Consider the following 20,049-nt stretch of genomic DNA (forward strand, 5'->3'; position numbering starts at 1 on the left):
GCGAGGGGACGCATCATGGTTTCAACGACACTGGAACGACCGGACAAGTTTCGCATCGGCAGGGTTTTCAACGACAGCTTTGCTGTCATCAGCCGCAATATCGTGCTTTGCCTCGGGCTGGCAGTGCTGTTTTCAGGCTTGCCGACGTTGCTCTACCAGCTTTGGCTCCGGCAATGGCCAATCGGCACCGAGACAGGCGCTCCGGAGTTCTCGGCCCAACGCGTTATCGTTACAATCCTTGTCGTGCTGGCTTCCATGGTCCTGGCAGCGATCTTGCAGGCGACGCTGGTGCGCGCGGCCATCGAGGATCTGAACGGCAAGCGGCCATCAATGGGCGACAGCCTCAAGATGGCAATCTCCCTCCTGCTGCCGGTGATAGGCATCGCAGTACTGGTCTCTCTTGGCGCGGGATTGGGCTTCATGCTGCTCATCGTCCCCGGCATCATCTTATGGCTCCGCTGGTCGGTCGCCGTGCCGGTTCTGGTTCAGGAACGGCGGGGGGTGTTCGGCAGCATGAAGCGCAGCCGCGAGCTGACCAAAGGGAGCCGCTGGGCGCTGTTCGGATTCTGGATTATCCTGATCATAGCCGTGATCGTCATCCAGCTTGTCTTGAGCCAAGTCGTCATGGTGTTTGGCGTGACAACGGCTCTCATCCTTGATGCTCTGGTGACATCCGTCGTATCCGTGGTGACCTCGGTTGCCCCGGCGGTCAGCTATGTCGAGCTGCGTCAGGTCAAGGAAGGCACCAGCGTCGACGAACTGGCGGAAATCTTCTCATAGCGGCAAGGCCGCCTTCATCGCATCAGGATCGGCCTGGACTGGACAAGTTGCGTCATGGTTTCAACGACACTGGAACGACCGGACAAGTATCGCATCGGCAGGGTTTTCAGCAATAGTTTTGCGGTCATCGGCCGCAATCCGGGTCTGTTGGTCGGACTGGCGGCTCTTTTTTCCGCCCTTCCGGCACTGGTGCTCAACCTTTGGAATTACAGAAATTTTGCCAAACTCGATTTTGCCGATCCCGAAAGCATGGCGGTTGCCGATCCCTCGGCGATTCTAGGCAACTCGCTAATATCGATGGCTTTTGGGTTGATCTATTTTGCGCTGGCTTTGTTGTTTCAGTCGTCACTGGTAAGGGCGACGATAGAAGACTTGAACGGCAAGCGCCCGGCAATCGGTGACTGCATCCAGATCGCCTTGCGTTGCATGTTCCCGACGCTCGGGATGGGCCTGGTTGTCTTCCTCACCATGATCCTCGCGTTAGTGGTGACGATGTTCGTGGCTGGCATGCTTATCCCCGTTTTTGGAAACATCATTGTGTTCATCGCGTTCATCGCGTTGGTGGTTCCAGGCATCATGTTGTTCCTCGGTATATCGGTTTCCGTGCCCGTGCTGATCCAGGAGCGGCTTGGCGTGTTTGGTTCGATGTCGCGCAGCCGTGTTCTGACGAAGGGCAGCCGCTGGTCACTATTCGGTCTTTTGCTGGTTCTGTTCTTGGCGGCGATTGCCATCCAAATGGCATTCGCATTGTTGTTTGGATTTACTTTCGCCATTACCGGCAGCCTCTCGACCGTTGGCCTTGTTGTCGGCGCGATTGGTAGCGCGCTCGTTTCGACAGTCGTGTCTACTTTGATGTCGGTTGCCATCGCAGTCAGCTATGTCGAGTTGCGGCAAGTCAGGGAAGGCACCAGCGTCGACGAACTGGCGGAGATCTTCTCCTGACGCGAGAGGTCGCCTACCACATCATGAACGAAGCGACGTCCGCGTCGGAGACCTTGCCCCTCGCCACGTCGGCGATCGCCTGGTCGACGATTGCCACGCCCTCGGCAACCTCATCCTCGGTCAGCGTCAACGGCGGCATGAATTCGAGCACATTGGCTTTCAGTCCGACATAGGTGAAGGCAGCACCCAGTTCGTAGCCGCGATAGATGATCTTGGCCGTCGTCGTTGCCGCGGCCGGTTCGCGCGTCTTGCGGTCCGTGACCAGATCGATGCCGACGGCAAGGCCACGCCCGCGCACGTCGCCGATGATCTCATGTTTTGCGCAGAGCGCCCGCAGTGCGTCTGAGAACAGCGTGCCGACGCGCGCCGAGCGCGCGACCAGCCCTTCCGTCTCGATCGTCTTCAACACGGCGTTGCCGGCGGCCGTTGCGATCGGGTTGCCGGCGGTCGTCTGCAGCGCGAAGGCTGGCGCGTGGTCCATGATCTCCTTTGGGCCGACAACGGCCGAAAGCGGCAGGCCGCCGCCGATACCTTTACCGAAGACGACGAGATCGGGCGTCAATCCTTCGTGCTGGAAACAGTGCATCATGCCGCTGCGGGCCAGCCCGACCTTGACCTCGTCGACGACAATCTTGATGCCATGCCTGCGGCAACGTTCCTGCAACGCCTTGAGGAAGCCGGACGGCGGCACGATCAGCCCGCCATCCGACATCAGCGGCTCGATGAACACTGCCGCGACCTGATGCGGCGGGCAGGTGGTCTCGAACTGGTGGTCGAGCAGCGCAAGAACGGCCTCGGCGCTGAACTGCGGCCGGAACGGATCGGGGTAGGGGAGCAGCAGCAGGCCCGGCCTTGGCAGCGTGTGGGTCATGGCGGTATGGCCGCTGATGCCCATCGAGCCGGAGAGATTGCCGTGATAGGAGCCGATGAACGAGATGAAGCGCGAGCGGCCTGTGGCAGCCTGCAGCACACGCACCGCGCAGTCATTGGCGTCCGATCCGGAATGGCCGAACCAGACACGCCGCTCACTGTCGCCCGGCGTGATCGCCAGCAGCCGCTCGGCCAGCGAAACCGCTGGTTCGTTGGGGTAGAGCAAGAGGCTGGCGCCGGCCATGTCGCGGATCGCCGCCTCGACCGCCGCGACGATGGCCGGATGGCCGTAACCGAGGATTGCCGGACCGGCTGAGCCGGACAGGTCGAGCAGCGAGCGGCCGCCTTCCTCGATCAGCCGGTTGCCCCGGCCGCCGACGACGCTCAGCGGCGAGAAACGCAGCTTGCCGATCTGGGCGATGGTTACCGCATCGCGCTCGCGCAGATTGCTCATGACGCCTTCTCCTTCTGCTGCGCGGGCAAGACGGCGGCCAGTCGGTTCGCCCATGCCTCGATGCCGGAGCGGCTCGACAACAGATCCTGCCGGATCTCGATGAGGACGGCGGCAATGCCGCGGTCGTCGCCGTGGATGGGCACGGCGTAGTCGGCGTCGCGGCTGATCACGTAAGGCACATTCGCCGCGACATTGAGCGCTTCGTCGTTGCGCAGGCCGGCAAGGATCGTTTCACCGAAATCGCCGGCGCGATCGTAAAGCACGCCGGCATGCCAGGGCCTGGGAACCCCGAGGAAGACCGGCGTAAAACTGTGGATCGTCGCGATCCGTGTCGGTCTGCCGTCCTTCGCCCGGCGGTCGAGATGGGCGGCCACCCGGTCATGGAAAGGCGCGAACATGATTTCGGCGCGCCGTGCCCGCTCGGACGGATCGAGCCCGATATTGCCGGGAATGTCGGTGTCTTCGGAGAGCGCCGGGATGCTGCCGCTCGTGCCCAGCGGCCGGTTGAGGTCGATCAGCAGCCGCGAATAGCCGCCGAGGAAGGCAGGTGCATCGAGCAGCACCGACAGACGGCGCGTCACTTCGGCGGCGCCGATATCCCAGGCGATGTGGCGTTGCAGATGGCTGATATCGAGCCCCAGCTTTGCATACTCCGCCGGAATGTGGTTGGACGCATGCTCGCACAACAGCACGATGTCAGAGCGTCCAATTTCGTTGAGCACGTCGACGGCAGCCGGCCACTCACTCGCAAGCTGCGCAGCCATCAATAAAGCGTCCGGTAGAGGTCGCAAACAGCCACCGGATCGAGGCCGGCAAGGCGCTCGGTCTCGTGTCGCTTGAGCCCGACGAAGGTCGAGATGAAGACCGGCGCGAACCACCCGGCGACGGTGCTGTCGGCGGTGAGCGCGTCGAGTGCCGCCGGCAGGGTTTCCGGCAGGCGCACCAGACCAAGCTTCTTGCGCTCCGCCTGGCTCATCAGCGTCGGGTCGCCGGTGACCAGCGGCGGAGTCGGCAGCTTTGCCTTCAGCCCTTCCAGCCCGGCCCGAATGATCGTCGCCAGGGACAGATAGGGATTGCCGGTGGCGTCGGCGGCCCGGTATTCGATGTTGTATTGCGGCGCCGGATCGCGCCCGCCGATCGTCACCGTCGGGCAGATGCGCAGGCTAGCCTCGCGGTCGCGATCGGCAAGCCAGGTGTAGGACGAACTCCAGCTATGCGGCTTCAGCCGGTAATAGGACGACACGCTCGCCGCCGTCATGGCGGTGATGCCAGGCAGATGGCGCAGCACGCCGGCACAGAAGGCGCCGGCCTGGCTGGAAAGACCGCCCGGTCGCGCCGGATCGTAGGTCACCGGCTTGCCGGCCTCGTCGACGAAGCTGAAATGGATGTGGACGCCGTTGCCGACAGCATCGGGCGCGGGTTTGGGTGTGAAGCTGGCGCGCCACCCGGCATTGCGCGCGACTTCGCGGGTGATCTCGCGGATGGCGACGGCGCGGTCGGCTGCGGCAAGCGCATTGGTTGGCTCGTGCGTCACCTCGAACTGCTCGTTACCGAACTCAGCAATGACCACTTCGGGCGCGACGCCCGCTTCCTCCAGCGCCGCCATCAAATTGGCAGCAAACGGGTCGGCGCGGCGCAGTGCGGCGAACGACAGTGAATGAGCCGGCACGAAGCCGGCATCGGCGATATGGAATTCATGTTCGAAGGCGGCGATGACGGAAAGCCCGGCTGCCGCCTTCAGCTCCTCCAGCGCATCGCTGAGGATGGTCCGCGTGCAGCCGACCCACGGGCTGCCGTCGAGTTCGACAATGTTTCCCGCGACCATGTCGAACGGCGTCACCGACCCGGTCAGCGCCGTGCGAAAACGTGCGTTGAGATCGGGCACCAGCCGCACATCGCCGGACGAACCCCAGGGATTGGGATCGACGATGGAATTGAACGGGGTCAGCGACAAATTGGCCTGCAGCCAGCCGACGCCGGTGGCAGCGATCTTCTGCAGCCTGCTTTCGACGACGGAGCGGCCGCGCGTGATCGCTGAGAGATCGGTGGTGACGACGGCAACGAGCGGTTCGACGGTCGATGTCATGCGGCTTTTCCCAAGGCTTCGAAGCGGGCGGCGACGGTAGCGGTGTCGGTGATCCAGCAATAGCCGCCGAAGGCTTTCAGCGCATCGTCGTGGCGCTCTTGCGTGGCGGCGGCACAAGCATCCGACACGCAGGTGACGAGATAGCCGCGATCGGCGGCGTCGCGCACCGCCATGTCGACGCACTGGTCGGTCATGATACCGGCAACGACGAGGTAACGCACGCCGAGGTTTTTCAGGACATAGTCGATATTGGTCGAGTTGAAGACGCCCGACGAGGTCTTCGGCAGCATGATCTCGTCGCCGACCGGCGCCAGCGACGGCACCGGCAGGCCTGCCGGCCAGCTGGGCGCGATATGGATCGGCGTCAGCTTGTGGTCGAGCGAGCGATCGCGGCCGTCTTCCGTCAGGCTCTGTATGATGGTGTGGATCACCTCGACGCCATTGGCACGGGCAGCCGCCAGCAGCCGCTCCTGGTTGGGGATCGTCTGCGACGCCGTCTGCCGGTAGAAATAGTGGTCGTGGCCACGCTCCGGATGCGCTGGATCGGCGCCGGGCTCCAGCCAGACACGTTGCATGTCGACCAGCAGCAGCGCGGTTTCGCCGGCCCGGAACGGCTCGTTTCGTTTAGGCAATGCCTGCGTCATGCTTTCTGGTCCTGCTTCCCTGATTTGGGTGATTTGGGCTGGGCTGATTTAGGTTGGGCTGATTTGGGTCCGGGCATCCTGCGCGCCGCGTTTTCCTCGGGGCCGGCACTGTCGAGGGTCACGGCATTGGCATGCCGTACCTCCTCCAATTTTTCGATGCGTTCGCGGGCGCCATCGCTCAGCGTGGAGACGATCTGGGCGACCAGCGCCTCCATCTGCGCCATCGCCGGAGCCAGCGTGTCATAGGGGGAGGCGACTTCCAGCGGGCTGACGATGGTGACCTCGGCGAGATCGGCGATCGGCGACAGCCATTGGTCGGTGAACAGCACGATGCGCACGTCGCGCGCCGCCGCCTGCCTGGTGTAGTCGATGACGTCGAACTGGTAGCGGCGATAATCGAAAACGACGAGCACGTCGCGTCGGCCAAGATCGGCCAGCGTGTCGAAGGCCTGTGCCGACAGCGCGCCGAGGTCGCGCACACCCGGCCTGAATTGCAGCATGTAGCCGGCGAGCATGCCGGCGATGTGGCGGCTGAAACGGCCGCCAAGCATGACCACCTCGCCCTTGGTCTCCATCAGCAAACGAGCGGCGCGCTCATAGCTCTGCAGCGGGGTCAGGCTGACGGATTTCTCGAGCGCAGAACCGACGGAGCCGAGATAGGCGAGGATGGCGCTGTCTTCCGCGCCTGTCGGCCGCTTGGCCTCCATCATCAACAGCGGCGAATGCAGTCTGGCCTCGACTTCGGCCAGAAGCTTGGCCTGGAAGTCCGCAAAGCCGTCATAGCCGAGCTTCATCACCAGCCTGACCACGGTTGGGTCACTGACGCCGGCGCGCCGGGCGAGTGACGAAGCGGTGCCGAGGCCAGAGGTCGGATAGTCGGTCAGAAGCAGCCGGACGATCTTTTCCTCCGACGGCGTCAGGGCAAGGTCCCCGCGCATCAGAACATCGCGTATCGCCATTGGCCTCCCCAAAATCCGCGCTGGGCTTGCTCTGCGTCGTTGTGTAGAGTTTATTACAGAGATTTTAATTTCGGTCAACAATGAAGAGATATTGACACAGGCGGACGACTGGCCTTAGCTTTGTCACAAAGCAGCCAAGAGACTGTGGGGAACAGCCATGCGGACTGGAAGCGACGTCATTGTCGTCGGCGCGGGTATCGTTGGATCGAGCGCGACCTATTATCTGGCTGCGTCCGGCGTGACGGTGACGCTTGTCGAGCAGACGCATCCCGCCGGCGGGCCGTCCGGCAAGTCCTCGGCCCTGCTGCACGCCTTCTATCTGTTGCCGGAACTGTCGCAGCTTGCCATTCGTGGCCGCGAGATCCTCGTGTCCTTGCCGGAGATATCAGGCGAGGGCCCTTTCGTCACCGAAATCGGCATGATGTGGGTCTGCGGCAACGACAATGAAGCGAGTTGGAAGGCCGCCGCCGAACGGATTCGCGGCGAGGGCGCATTGATCGAGACGCTGTCGCCGCAAGCCTTCGCCAACGCCGCGCCGGGCTTTGCACTGGATAATGTCGCGCTGGCGCTATGGGAGCCTGAATACGGCTATGCCGACGCCTTCGGCGCAACCAATGCAATTGCCCGCGCCGCCAAGGCACGCGGTGCCAGGATCATGCAGAACACCCTCGTCGAACGGCTTGTGAAAGCGGTCGACCGCATCAGGGGCGTCGCGCTCGCCGATGGAACAGTGCTGAAGGCCGACACCGTGGTGCTCGCCGCCGGGCCGTGGACACGCCGCCTGCTGGCGACGGTCGGCCTCGACCTGCCGCTGCATGTCGAGCGCCATCCGATGGCCGTGCTCGACGCAGCCGGAAAGGCGCGCCAGGTCATGCCTTTCGCCTGGTGCGACGACATCTCCTGCAATTATGCGCGGCCCGACGGTGACGGTGTCATCCTTGCCGGCAGCTGGGCCGGCGGCGGCACCGGCGTGCGCCACGAACAGGCCGGTCGTCCGCGTTTCGTCCACAATCCCGACGACTACATGGAAGGCGTCGAGGAATCAGAATCGGTCGAGATCCTCGAGACCTTCGCGGCGCGCGTGCCGGCGATGGCCGAGCTGGGCATCCGTCCCGGCTATGCCGGGCTATACGACATGAGCCCCGACGACCTGCCGGTGATCGGAGCCATGCCCGGCGTCGACGGTCTGTTCGTCTCTGCCGGCTCCTCCGGCCATGGCTTCAAGACCGGTCCGGCGGTCGGCGAAGCGGTGGCCAGGCTGGTCACCGAAGGCGCCCAGCCGATCCTGGCGCCGTTTTCGCCCAGCCGCTTCAAGGTCGCCTGATGGCGTCGGCGGCGATGGGCGAGACAAGCGCGCGGTCGTTCATGCCGGCCGCGTTCCGCAACGCCAGCGCCGATGCGCTTTGCATGGTGACGGTGCTGCTGCTGGCAGCGTTTATTGTCTTCTTCTTCGGTGGCGCCGCCATGCAGCGCGTCGTCACCTATGCCGCGATCATGCTGACGGCGGTGCTCGGCCTGCAGATCTTTTCCGGCAACAGCGGCATCGTCTCCTTCGGCCACGCCGCCTTTGTCGGCCTCGGCGCCTATGCCACCGGCATCCTGACCATGCCGGCGGCATTGCAGCGCACTGCGCTCCGCGACCTGCCGCAGTTCCTCGCTGGTTATGAACTCTCTTTCTTCGCGGCGCTGGCCGTCGTGCTGATCCTTGCGGTCGTCATCGGCCTGCTGACCGGCTCGCCGCTGCTCAGGTTGTCCGGATCGAGCGCATCTATCGCCACGCTCGCCATGTTGATCATCGTCTACACGCTGCTGGTTGCCGGGCGCGAGATCACCCGCGGCAGCCAACCCTTTTACGGCGTGCCGCGCGAGGTCGGTCTGTGGACCGCCATCGGCGTGGCTTCGGTGGCGCTGGTGGTGGCGAGGCTCTTCCGGGAAACCGCCTTCGGCCTTGCCACCCGCGCCGCCGCCAATGACGAGCGTGGTGCGGCCGCCGTCGGCGTCGACCAGCGCACCTCGCGGCTGGCCGCCTGGGCGGTGGGCGCGGTCGCCGCCATGGCCGCCGGCGCCATGATGGCGCAGTTCCTCGGTGCGTTTTCGCCGCGCGACTTCTATTTCGACCTCGGCTTCACCATGCTGGCCATGCTCATCGTCGGCGGCATGAGCTCCTCGCTCGGCGCCTTTGCCGGCGTCGTCGTCACCATCGTGGTAATCGAGGTGGTGCGTCGTTTCGAAGGCGGCGGCGAGGTGTTCGGCCTGCATCTGCCGGTGCTGTTCGGCCTGACCCAGGGTGTGCTTGCCATTGCCATGATCCTGGTCATCTGGCGGCGGCCGACCGGCCTGTTCGGCGAGCGCGAGCTGAACCTTTTGCGCCGGCCCGGCCGCAAGGCCGCCACGGTTCCTGCTGCGCCGCTGCTTCATGCCGAGCGCGACCGGCTGGCGGCCGACCATCTGTCGCGGCGCTATGCCGGCGTCATCGCCGTCGACGACGTCACGCTCGCCTTCGACACCGACAGCATCACCGGCATCATCGGCCCGAACGGCGCCGGCAAGACCACATTGCTCAACATGCTGGCCGGCGACGTCGAGCCGAGCGCCGGCACGGTGTCGATCGGCGGTTCGGTGAGGCAGGCCTCGGCCTTCCGCTTCGCCCGCTCCGGCGTTGCCCGCACTTTCCAGAACATCCGCGTCTTCGCGCAAATGACCGTGCTGGAAAATGTCGTGGTCGCCGCCCGCTCGGTCGAGCCCGATCTTGCCAATGCCGAGGCGGCGGCGATGCGCGAGCTTTCGCGCATGGGGCTGGAGAAATTTGCCGATCAGCCCGCCGCCAGGCTCGCCTATGGCCAGCGCCGCCGGCTGGAGGTGGCGCGGGCGCTGGCGCTGAAGCCGCGCTTCCTGCTGCTCGACGAGCCAGCCGCCGGCATGAACGCGGTCGAGACCGCCGAGCTGGTTTCGATCCTCTCGGCCGTCCGCGCCGAGCGGCGCATCGGCGTCGTCCTGATCGAGCACGACATGCGGCTGGTGATGAACCTGTGCGAACGCATCGTCGTCGTCGACCATGGTCGCGTCATCGCCGACGGCACGCCGGCCGAAGTGCAGAACAACCCTGCCGTCGTCGCCGCTTATCTCGGCAGCCGCACCGCCCGCGCCAAGACAGGACAAGAAACGCCCGCAAGTGAAACCGCATGAACCGTGTAGCCAACGACAACAAATCCAGAAGGAGAACCTACATGCCAAAGCTCTATCGCCTCCACCGCGCCGCCCTCTATGCGGCGGTGTTCGGCATGACCCTCGCCCTCGTTTCCAAGGCTTCAGCCGAGGAGATCATCATTGGCGCCGCGACGGCGCAGACCGGTGGTCTTGCTCCCTACGACCAGCCGGCACTCGCCGGCCTGCGCATGGCGCTCGACGAACTCAACGCCAAGGGTGGGCTTGGCGGCAAATACACCGCCAAGCTGATCATCAAGGACACCCGATCCGATACGGCGCAGACCGCCACCGTCGCCCAGGAGCTGATCGACGCCGGCGCCAAGATCATGATCACGCCTTGCGACGCCGATCCCTCGATCTCGGCCGGCCAGCTCACCCAACCGCTCGGTATTCCGACATTGACGCTTTGCGGCTCCGCCCCGGTGCTCACCGCCGCGGTCGGCGACGTCATGTTCGGCACCTATCCAGCCGACAATGTGCAGGCGACCGCGGTCGCCAACTTCGCCATCGCCGAAGGCAAGAAGAAGGTCTATCTCCTGACCTCGCCGGACTCCACCTACACCGCCAACCTGCCCGAGTATTTCGGCAAGGTGTTTGAGAAGAAAGGTGGCGCCGTTGTTGGCCGGGGTACTTTCACCATGGGCCAGCCGGACTTTTCCGCCGAGATCACCAACATCAAGAGCCTAGCCGACCAGCCGGACCTGATCATGACCGCCGCCTACGAGCCTGATTTTCCGGCCTTCATCCAGCAATTGCGCGGTGCCGGCGTCGCCGTTCCGGTCTATGGCGCCGACGCCATCGGCACGCCGACCGTCAAGGGGTTGGGCAAGCTGGTCGACGGCGTCGTCTATACGGCAGCCGGCTATGCCGAGCCGGGCAGCAAGCTGGAGGCTTTCAACACCGCCTTCGCCAAATATGCCGGCCACGCGCCGGAATCGACCTATGAGGTGAACGGCTACGAGATCGGGCTGATCCTCGACCAAGCGGTCAAGACGGCCGGTTCGGACGATCCGAAGGCGATCCGCGACGCCATTGCCGGCCTCAAGGACTTTGACGGCATCACCGGCAAGATCACCTATGCCGGCACCGACCGCATGCCGCTGCGGCCGGTGGCGCTGATGCGTTATGAAGGCGGCGAGGGCAAGCATATCCAGACCATGATTCCCGACGCCGCCGACGTTCCGGCGCCGTGACATCATGCTGAGCGTCGAAGCCCTGAAGATCCGCTACGGCGAGGTCGAGGCGGTGCGCCGCGTCGATCTCGCCGTCGACAGCGGCGAGATCATCGCGCTGGTCGGCGCCAATGGTGCCGGCAAGAGCTCGACGCTCGGCGCCATCGCCGGGCTGGTCCCCGCCGTCTCGGGGAAAGTGGTCTTCGACGGCGTCGATATCACCGGCCTGGCGCCTGAGGCGATCGCCCGCAAGGGCGTATCGCTGGTGCCGGAAGGCCGGCGCATTTTTGCCGGCCTGACCGTGGCCGACAATCTGCGTCTCGGCGGTGCGATGCACCTGCAGGCGGTGGAGGCGAGGGCCCGCGAAGAGGAGATGCTGGAGTTGTTTCCGATCCTGCGGCGCTACTACCGCGTCAAGGGTGGCAATCTCTCCGGCGGCGAGCAGCAGATGCTGGCGATCGCTCGCGCATTGATGGGCAAGCCGCGCATGGTGCTGCTCGACGAACCGTCGCTCGGCCTTGCCCCGCAGCTGATCGACACGGTCTTCGACCTGATCGCCGACCTGCGCCGCAACGGGCTGACCATCCTTCTCGTCGAGCAGAACGTGGCGCTGGCGCTGGAGGTCGCCGACCGCGCCATCGTGCTTGCCAATGGCGAGGTGGTGCTGTCGGGCACCGCCAACGAGCTCGCCACTTCGGACCTCGTCCGCCAAGCCTATCTCGGAGCCTGAGCCATGGTCGCGCAGCAGATCATCAATGCGGTGAGCCTCGGCGGCGTCTATGCGCTGCTGGCACTTGGTTTGGCGATCGTCTTTTCCATCGTCGGGCTGATCAATTTCGCCCATGGCGAGCTGATGACATTGTCGGGCTATGCCTTGCTTGCCGCGCTGGTTTTCGGTCTGCCGTTTCCAGCGGCGGTGCTCGTCGCCGTCTCCTGCGGCGCGCTCGCAGCGGTTGCCATGGAGCGTGTTGCCTTTCGCCCGATGCGCGGCGCCAGCATCACCAGCCTGCTTCTGACCAGCTTCGCCGTTTCGAGCCTGCTGAAGGTCGTCTTCCAGAACGGCATCTCGGCTCGGCCGCAGCCGGTCGCCATGCCCGGCTGGATGACCGGCGCCTTCTCCTTCGGCGACTTCACCATCGGCGTCGGCCCGAGCATCTCCATCGTTGTCTCGGCCCTGGCCTTGATTGCGCTGGAACTCTTCCTGCGCCGCACGGTGACTGGCACCGCCATGCGCGCCGCGGCCGAGGATTTCAACGTCGTCCGCCTGATGGGCATCCCGGCCAGCCGCATCATCGCCAACGCCTTTTTGCTTTCCGGCCTGCTGGCCGGGCTGGCGGCGATGCTGTGGGTGGCGCAGCGCGCCTCCGTCGACCCGCTGATGGGCTTTACCCCAGTGCTGAAGGCGTTCATCGCCGCCGTCGTCGGCGGGTTGGGCAGCCTGCCCGGTGCCGTCGCTGGCGGCTTCCTGCTCGGCATCATCGAAGTGCTGCTGCAGGCGACGCTGCCGGCGGCGGTCGCGCCCTACCGCGACGCCATCGTGCTGTCGGGCGTCATCGCCGTGCTGCTGGTGCGGCCGCAAGGCCTGATCCCGGCGGTTCGCGTGCAGAGAAGTTGAACTATGTACAGCAAGCCCGAGTTCGCACCGCTGTCGCTGCACGAGGTGTTCGGCCTGATCGAGGCGGCGGCCTTCGCCACGGTGGTGACATCGGGACCACAGGGGCTCGTTGCCTCGCATCTGCCCTTCGTGCTCGACCGCGAGCGGGGAGCGAACGGCACGCTGGTGTCGCATCTGGCCCGGCAGAACCCGCACAGCGCGCTGATCGCCGAGAGCAGGGAGACGATGGCAATCTTCCACGGACCGCATGGCTATATCTCGCCATCCTGGTATCCGCGCAACCCGGTGCGCGACAGCGCGCCGACCTGGAATTTCGCCGTCGTCCATTGCCATGGCCGGCCGTTTCAGCTCGACGATCACGCCACCGCCCGGCATCTGCAGCGGCTTGTCGACGTGCTGGAAAAGGACCGCGACGATCGCTGGCGCATGCGCGAACTCGGGCCGGGCGGCATGCAGCGGCGCATCCCGCATATTCTGGGATTCGACCTGCCGATCGAACGGCTCGAGGCCAAGTTCAAGATGGGCCAGGACGAACGGCTCTACGACACCAATGCCGCGATTGGCACGCTGGAGCAGAGCGATCCGGCGCTGGCGACGATGATGAAGATGCACAACGCGCATCGCAAGGACTGACCGTCGCAGCAATGCGGGCAAGGACAAAATGATCCCCAATCTCAACATCGTCCCCTTCGTCAGCGTCGACCACATGATGAAGCTGGTGCTGAAGATCGGCGTCGAGCGTCTCCTCACCGAGCTCGCCTTCTATATCGAGGATGATTTCCGCCGCTGGGAGGCCTTCGACAAGTCGCCGCGCCTCGCCTCGCACAGCGCCGAGGGCGTCATCGAGCTGATGCCGACCAGCGACGGCGAGGTCTATGGCTTCAAATATGTCAATGGCCATCCGAAGAACATGCGCGAAGGCCGCCAGACGGTGACCGCTTTCGGCATGCTCGCCGACGTCCACAACGGCTACCCGGTGCTTTTGTCAGAAATGACCATCCTGACCGCGCTGCGCACCGCGGCGATGTCGGCGCTGGCGGCCCGGCACCTGGCGCCGGCCGGTGCGAACTGCATGGCGCTGATCGGTAATGGCGCCCAGGCCGAATTCCAGGCTCTGGCCTTCAAGGCCTTGCTCGGTGTGCGCGAATTACGCTTCTACGACATCGACCGCATGGCGACGGAAAAATGCATCCGCAATCTCGCCGGGCTGGGCTTCGACATGGTCGCCTGCCGCTCTACCGAAGAGGCCGTCGAGGGGGCCGGGATCATCACAACCGTCACCGCCGACAAGCAGTATGCCACCATCCTCACCGACAACATGGTCGGCTCGGGCGTCCACATCAACGCGGTTGGCGGCGATTGTCCTGGGAAAACCGAGCTGCATCGCGACATCCTGCTGCGCTCCGAGATCTTCGTCGAATATCCGCCGCAGACCCGCATCGAGGGCGAGATCCAGCAGCTTGCACCGGATCATCCGGTGACCGAACTGTGGCGGGTCATTGCCGGCGTGGCTGAAGGCCGCCGCGATGCCAGCCAGATCACGCTGTTCGATTCCGTCGGCTTCGCCATCGAGGATTTTTCGGCGCTGCGCTATATCAGGGACCAGTTGCCATCGACCGGCCTCTACCAGCAACTCGACATGCTGGCCGACCCAGACGAGCCGCGCGACCTGTTCGGGATGTTGTTGAGGGCGGCATCGGCGAAGACTGCGCAGGTGGCGTCGTAGCGCCGGTGGGCAGCGCAAACGTCTAGCCATTGCCTTCGGCGGGGTGACAGCAGAATACAAATACCGTATACTCACATAAAGATGTCTTTATGTCGCTTAAGCGCGACCGTCGCCCTGAGGACGAAATATGTCGCAAAACCCATCATCGCTGGACGACCTGTTCGGCCCCGTCGCGGCCAAGCCCGACGGTTCGGAAGTGCTTGCTGCGCTGACGGCGGCGGCGCGCGAACGCATCCTCATCCTCGATGGCGCCATGGGCACGCAGATCCAGGGCCTGGGCTTCGACGAGAACCATTTCCGTGGCGACAAATTCGCCGAGTGCGCCTGCCATCAGCAGGGCAACAACGACCTGCTGATCCTGACGCAGCCCAAGGCGATCGAGGAGATTCACTATCAATACGCCATCGCCGGGGCGGACATCCTTGAAACCAACACCTTCTCCTCGACCTCCATCGCCCAGGCGGATTACGGCATGGAGGATGCGGTCTACGCGCTGAACCGCGACGGTGCACGGCTGGTGCGCAGGGCAGCGGTGCGGGCTGAGCAGGAAGACGGCAAGCGTCGTTTCGTCGCTGGTGCGCTGGGGCCGACCAACCGCACCGCCTCGATGTCGCCCGACGTCAACAATCCCGGCTACCGCGCCGTGACATTCGACGAATTGCGCCTTGCCTATGGCGAGCAGCTGCGCGGTCTCATTGACGGCGGTGCCGACATCATCCTGATCGAGACCATTTTTGATACGCTGAACGCCAAGGCGGCAATCTTCGCGGCAGAAGAGATCTTCATCGAGAAGGACGTGCGTCTGCCGGTGATGATTTCCGGCACGATCACCGACCTGTCCGGCCGCACGCTGTCGGGCCAGACGCCGACGGCTTTCTGGCATTCGGTCCGCCACGCCAACCCGTTCACGATAGGCCTCAATTGCGCGCTGGGCGCCAAAGCCATGCGCGCGCATCTGGACGAAATATCCGGCGTCGCCGACACCTTTGTTTGCGCCTATCCGAATGCCGGCCTGCCCAACGAATTCGGCCAATATGACGAAAGCCCGGAGTTCATGGCCGCGCAGATCGAGGATTTCGCGCGCGACGGCCTGGTCAATATCGTCGGTGGCTGCTGCGGCTCGACGCCCGACCACATCCGCGCCATCGCACAGGCCGTGAAGAAATATCCGCCGCGCGCTGTTCCCGACATCGAGCCGAAGATGCGCCTTTCCGGGCTCGAGCCGTTCACGCTGACCGACGAGATTCCGTTCGTCAATGTCGGCGAGCGCACCAATGTCACCGGCTCGGCGAAATTCAGGAAGCTGATCACTGCGGGCGACTATGCCGCCGCGCTCGAAATCGCCCGCGACCAGGTCGCCAACGGCGCACAGATCATCGACATCAACATGGACGAAGGCCTGATCGATTCGAAGCAGGCAATGGTCTGTTATCTCAACCTGATCGCCGCCGAGCCGGACATCGCCCGCGTTCCCGTGATGATCGACAGCTCCAAATGGGAGATCATCGAAGCCGGCCTGAAATGCGTGCAGGGCAAGCCGCTGGTCAATTCCATTTCCATGAAGGAGGGCGAGGAGGCTTTTCTGCACCATGCGAAGCTCGTCCGCGCCTATGGCGCGGCGGTGGTCGTCATGGCCTTCGACGAGGACGGTCAGGCCGACACCCAGGCGCGCAAGGTCGAAATCTGCACCCGCGCCTACAGACTGTTGACCGAGCAGGCCGGATTCCCGCCCGAGGACATCGTTTTCGACCCGAACATCTTTGCCATCGCAACCGGCATCGACGAGCACAACAATTACGGCGCTGACTTCATCGAAGCCGCCAGGCAGATCACCGCGACGCTTCCCCATGTCCACATATCGGGTGGGGTGTCGAACCTCTCCTTCTCGTTTCGCGGCAACGAGCCGGTGCGCGAGGCCATGCATGCCGTGTTCCTCTACCATGCCATCCAGGCCGGCATGGACATGGGCATCGTCAACGCCGGACAGCTTGCCGTCTATGACACCATCGATCCCGAACTGCGCGAAGCCTGCGAGGATGTCGTCAACAACCGTCAGCCGAAGGGCGGTGGCACCGCGACCGAACGCCTGCTGCAACTCGCCGAACGTTTTAGGGGCACGGCGGGCAAGGAAGCGCAGGAGCGCGATCTCGCCTGGCGCGACTGGCCGGTCGAGCAGCGCATTTCGCACGCACTGGTCAACGGCATCACCGAATTCATCGACCAGGACACGGACGAGGCGCGGCGCGCCGCCGAGCGTCCGCTGCATGTCATCGAAGGTCCTCTGATGGCCGGCATGAATGTCGTCGGCGATCTGTTTGGCGCGGGAAAGATGTTCCTGCCGCAAGTGGTGAAATCCGCCCGCGTGATGAAACAGGCCGTCGCCGGCCTGCTGCCGCACATGGAGGCGGAAAAGCTGGCGAATGCCGCCAAAGGCGTCGACACCGGCGAGCGCCAGACCGCCGGCAAGATCCTGATGGCGACGGTGAAGGGCGATGTCCACGACATCGGCAAGAACATCGTCGGCGTCGTTCTGGCCTGCAACAATTACGAGATCATCGACCTCGGCGTCATGGTGCCGGCGGCAAAGATCCTGCAGACGGCGCGCGAGCTGAAGGTCGACATCATCGGCCTGTCCGGCCTGATCACGCCCTCGCTCGACGAGATGGCGCACATGGCCGCCGAGATGGAGCGCGAGGGTTTTGACATTCCGCTGTTGATCGGCGGTGCTACGACCAGCCGCGTGCATACCGCAGTAAAGATCCATCCGCGCTATATCAGTGGCCAGACGGTCTATGTCGCCGATGCCAGCCGCGCGGTCGGCGTGGTGTCGGCACTTCTGTCGAACGAGACCAGGGGCGGTTATGTCGACAACGTTCGCGCCGAATACAAGAAGGTCGCCGATGCGCATGCGCGCAGCGAAGCCGACAAGCAGCGCCTGCCGCTCGCCAAGGCGCGGGCCAACGCCCACCGGATCGACTGGTCGGCCTACGTGCCGCCAAAACCGTCCTTCCTCGGCCTGAAAACCTTCGAAGCCTGGGATCTGGCCGAGCTCGCGCGCTATATCGACTGGACGCCGTTCTTCCAGACCTGGGAGCTGAAGGGGCGTTTTCCCAAAATCCTCGGCGACGAGGCGCAAGGGCCGGCGGCACGCCAGCTCTTCGACGACGCCCAGGCGATGCTGAAAATGATCATCGCGGAAAAATGGTTCGCGCCAAAGGGCGTCATCGGCTTCTGGCCGGCGAATTCCGTCGGCGACGACATCAGGCTGTTCACCGACGATGCCAGGTCGCAGGAGCTGGCGACCTTCTTCACGCTGCGCCAGCAGCTGACCAAGCGCGACGGCAAGGCGAACGTCGCGCTGTCGGATTTCGTCGCGCCGTTGGACAGCGGCAAGGCAGACTATCTCGGCGGCTTCATCGTCACCGCCGGCATCGAGGAAGCGGCGATCGCCGAGCGCTTCGAACGTGCCAATGACGACTACTCGTCGATCATGGTCAAGGCGCTGGCCGACCGTTTCGCCGAAGCCTTCGCCGAACGCCTGCACGAGAAGGTGCGCAAGGAGTTCTGGGCCTACGCGCCGGATGAGGATCTGGCGCCGGACGAGCTGATCGGCGAACCCTATCGCGGTATTCGCCCGGCGCCCGGCTATCCGGCGCAGCCCGACCACACCGAGAAAGCGACGCTGTTCCGCCTGCTCGACGGCGAGCGCAACGCCGGCGTCAGCCTGACCGAAAGCTTTGCGATGTGGCCGGGCTCCTCCGTGTCCGGCATCTACCTGTCGCATCCCGAAAGCTATTATTTCGGCGTGGCCAAGGTCGAGCGCGACCAGGTCGAGGACTATGCGCGCCGCAAGGCCATGCCGCTCGCCGAGGTCGAGCGCTGGCTCGGCCCTATACTCAACTATGTGCCGACCCCCTTCGCCGAAGCCGCGCAGTAAGGCAGAAGCTTTGGGCATCGCGGTCGATGACCAGGTGCGTCGCTTCGAGAGCACCGGCCTGGCCCGCTCATCATGCGATGAAAGGAGAGCCCTATGCAGACCCCGACTGCAGAAGAAATGGAAATCCGCAAAGGCCTGGATGACCTGGTGCAGGCATTGCGGGCCAAGGACATAGAAGCCCTGATGGCACACTATGCCGCGGCTACTGTCGTATTCGACATCAGGCCGCCGCTGCGGATCGAGAGCGCCGATGCCTACCGAAAGAATTTCGAGGCGTGGTTTGCCTCGGTTGACGGCCCGATTGATTATGAGGTGCACGAACTGCTCGTCACAGTCAGAGATGACGTGGCGTTCTGCTATGGTCTGTGCCACGTCAGAAGCAAAAGAACCAACGGCGAGAAGGCCGATTATTGGGTGCGGGTGACGTCGGGTTTGCAGAAGATGAGCGACCGCTGGATGATCACGCACGAACACATATCCATGCCGATCGATCTCCGGACAATGCAGGCACAGCCGGAGTTTCAGTCGTAGCTCCGCGGACGTTTCGCACGACAACAAATTTCTTCCGGCGCTGCCCGTCGACCGACCTCGCCAAGAGGCTTGCCGAATTCGCTGACCAATCGATCAGCCCCGGTGGTGCACCGTACCGCCACGGATTGACGCGCGACACTTTAGCTGCAAGGTATATTAACGTTCTGTTTACCATATATATTGGTCTCGGCAGGGACTTGAGGGGGCAATTTGGAACCGTTTCTGGGCGCGAACCGCCTTAATTGGGATGATCGAGCCGAGCTGCATTCGACCGACACAACGGGCAGCTACCACATAGAAAATGTACTGGCTGGCGGATCCAATCTCTATGAGCTGGAAACGCGCGAGGTCGGTGACATTGTCGGCAAGGATATCGTCCATCTGCAATGCCATATCGGGCTCGACACAATCAGCTTGAAGAATTTGGGCGCGGGCAGCGTGACCGGCCTCGACTTTTCACCGACGGCGATCGCAGCGGCGCGGGATTTCGCTGCAAAGGCAGGCACTGACGTGCGCTTCGTGGAGGCGCCACTGTTCGAGGCAGTCGAAGCGCTTGGCCGGACCTTTGACATCGCTTACGTTACCTGGGGTTCGGTAAACTGGCTTGACGACGTGTTCCGCTGGGCGCGGGTGGTTGCCGATCTCCTGCGGCCCGGCGGCCGGCTCTATCTCGCCGAGGGCCATCCGTTGATGTTCCAGTGTGACCGCAAGGCTGCGGCGCTGGAGTTCAAGCATGACTGGCGAACGCCAATAGCTCGACCACTCGCATGGAACGAAGAACTCACCTATACCGGCGACGATCGCATCTTGAAACATCCGCGCTACTATGAGTGGATTCATCCGGTCAGCGACGTGGTGAACGCGCTGATTTCAGCTGGGCTGACGCTGGATTTTCTCAATGAGCATGACACGGTTTCGTGGCAGCACTTTTCATTTGCCGTGAGGGCCGGCAAGGATATGTTCGGCTTGCCAGAGAACTCTCCCAAGATTCCAATGGCCTATTCCATTGGCGCGACGAAACGTAGCGTCGGCAAGATACCCTACCTGGTTACCGCCAAGGCGATTGAGGGCCACTAATGCATGTCGCGCAAAAGCATGCCCTCGGGCTTGAACCGAGGGTGTGCGG

The 20,049-nt window shown here is 63.9% G+C and carries 17 protein-coding genes; 12 read left to right on the forward strand and 5 right to left on the reverse strand.

Annotated features, from left to right (window positions below):
- Window positions 1-15: 15 nt before the first annotated feature.
- The gene (locus M727_RS0118420; RefSeq protein ID WP_027153920.1) at window positions 16-780 is read left to right on the forward strand and encodes a glycerophosphoryl diester phosphodiesterase membrane domain-containing protein; all 765 of its coding nucleotides are present in this window, start codon (window positions 16-18) and stop codon (window positions 778-780) included.
- A gap of 54 nt (window positions 781-834) precedes the next feature.
- A complete protein-coding gene (locus tag M727_RS0118425; RefSeq protein WP_027153921.1) occupies window positions 835-1,722 on the forward strand; it encodes a hypothetical protein in 888 nt (295 codons plus the stop codon).
- Window positions 1,723-1,735: 13 nt separating this feature from the next.
- Here the strand turns inward: M727_RS0118425 and M727_RS0118430 are convergent, their stop codons facing one another.
- Genes M727_RS0118430 through M727_RS0118450 form a run of 5 tightly spaced genes read right to left on the reverse strand, consistent with a single transcriptional unit; the run spans window position 1,736 to window position 6,735 of the window.
- The gene (locus M727_RS0118430) at window positions 1,736-3,046 is read right to left on the reverse strand and encodes an aspartate aminotransferase family protein (RefSeq protein ID WP_027153922.1); all 1,311 of its coding nucleotides are present in this window, start codon (window positions 3,044-3,046) and stop codon (window positions 1,736-1,738) included.
- Window positions 3,043-3,810 carry an N-formylglutamate amidohydrolase gene (locus tag M727_RS0118435; RefSeq protein WP_027153923.1) on the reverse strand — a complete coding sequence of 256 codons (768 nt, stop codon included), beginning with the start codon at window positions 3,808-3,810 and terminating at the stop codon, window positions 3,043-3,045. The genes M727_RS0118430 and M727_RS0118435 overlap by 4 nt, the downstream gene beginning before the upstream one ends.
- Complete coding sequence (locus tag M727_RS0118440; protein ID WP_027153924.1) at window positions 3,810-5,132, reverse strand: glutamine synthetase; 1,323 nt, start codon at window positions 5,130-5,132, stop codon at window positions 3,810-3,812. Before M727_RS0118440 ends, M727_RS0118435 begins: the two co-directional genes overlap by 1 nt.
- A complete protein-coding gene (locus tag M727_RS0118445) occupies window positions 5,129-5,776 on the reverse strand; it encodes an isochorismatase family cysteine hydrolase (protein WP_027153925.1) in 648 nt (215 codons plus the stop codon). The genes M727_RS0118440 and M727_RS0118445 overlap by 4 nt, the downstream gene beginning before the upstream one ends.
- Window positions 5,773-6,735 (reverse strand): MurR/RpiR family transcriptional regulator, encoded by a 963-nt coding sequence (locus M727_RS0118450; RefSeq protein WP_027153926.1) that lies wholly within the window; start codon window positions 6,733-6,735, stop codon window positions 5,773-5,775. The genes M727_RS0118445 and M727_RS0118450 overlap by 4 nt, the downstream gene beginning before the upstream one ends.
- A gap of 157 nt (window positions 6,736-6,892) precedes the next feature.
- Here M727_RS0118450 and M727_RS0118455 point away from each other — a divergent pair, with 157 nt between their 5' ends.
- The 10 genes from M727_RS0118455 (at window position 6,893) to M727_RS0118500 (ending at window position 20,000) form a co-directional block, all read left to right on the forward strand.
- The gene (locus M727_RS0118455) at window positions 6,893-8,059 is read left to right on the forward strand and encodes an FAD-binding oxidoreductase (protein WP_027153927.1); all 1,167 of its coding nucleotides are present in this window, start codon (window positions 6,893-6,895) and stop codon (window positions 8,057-8,059) included.
- Between the two features lie 14 nt (window positions 8,060-8,073).
- The gene (locus M727_RS0118460) at window positions 8,074-9,921 is read left to right on the forward strand and encodes a branched-chain amino acid ABC transporter ATP-binding protein/permease (protein WP_245268696.1); all 1,848 of its coding nucleotides are present in this window, start codon (window positions 8,074-8,076) and stop codon (window positions 9,919-9,921) included.
- A gap of 41 nt (window positions 9,922-9,962) precedes the next feature.
- A complete protein-coding gene (locus M727_RS0118465) occupies window positions 9,963-11,135 on the forward strand; it encodes an ABC transporter substrate-binding protein (protein WP_027153929.1) in 1,173 nt (390 codons plus the stop codon).
- A gap of 4 nt (window positions 11,136-11,139) precedes the next feature.
- Window positions 11,140-11,844, forward strand: a complete 705-nt coding sequence (locus M727_RS0118470) for an ABC transporter ATP-binding protein (RefSeq protein WP_027153930.1) — start codon at window positions 11,140-11,142, stop codon at window positions 11,842-11,844.
- A gap of 3 nt (window positions 11,845-11,847) precedes the next feature.
- Window positions 11,848-12,729, forward strand: coding sequence for a branched-chain amino acid ABC transporter permease (locus M727_RS0118475; protein WP_027153931.1), 882 nt, complete (start codon window positions 11,848-11,850; stop codon window positions 12,727-12,729).
- A gap of 3 nt (window positions 12,730-12,732) precedes the next feature.
- Window positions 12,733-13,362 carry an FMN-binding negative transcriptional regulator gene (locus M727_RS0118480; protein ID WP_027153932.1) on the forward strand — a complete coding sequence of 210 codons (630 nt, stop codon included), beginning with the start codon at window positions 12,733-12,735 and terminating at the stop codon, window positions 13,360-13,362.
- A gap of 28 nt (window positions 13,363-13,390) precedes the next feature.
- Window positions 13,391-14,455 carry an ornithine cyclodeaminase gene (locus tag M727_RS0118485; RefSeq protein WP_027153933.1) on the forward strand — a complete coding sequence of 355 codons (1,065 nt, stop codon included), beginning with the start codon at window positions 13,391-13,393 and terminating at the stop codon, window positions 14,453-14,455.
- A 127-nt stretch (window positions 14,456-14,582) separates the two neighbouring features.
- On the forward strand, window positions 14,583-18,392 hold the full coding sequence (metH, locus tag M727_RS0118490) for a methionine synthase (RefSeq protein ID WP_027153934.1): 3,810 nt from the start codon (window positions 14,583-14,585) through the stop codon (window positions 18,390-18,392).
- A gap of 93 nt (window positions 18,393-18,485) precedes the next feature.
- Window positions 18,486-18,923, forward strand: a complete 438-nt coding sequence (locus M727_RS0118495; RefSeq protein WP_027153935.1) for a nuclear transport factor 2 family protein — start codon at window positions 18,486-18,488, stop codon at window positions 18,921-18,923.
- Window positions 18,924-19,133: 210 nt separating this feature from the next.
- Window positions 19,134-20,000: a class I SAM-dependent methyltransferase gene (locus tag M727_RS0118500; protein WP_027153936.1), complete on the forward strand. Its 867-nt coding sequence runs from the start codon at window positions 19,134-19,136 to the stop codon at window positions 19,998-20,000.
- The last annotated feature ends 49 nt before the right edge of the window (window positions 20,001-20,049 follow it).

This window comes from Mesorhizobium sp. WSM2561 (assembly GCF_000513915.1).
Classification (GTDB): Bacteria; Pseudomonadota; Alphaproteobacteria; order Rhizobiales; family Rhizobiaceae; genus Mesorhizobium; species Mesorhizobium muleiense.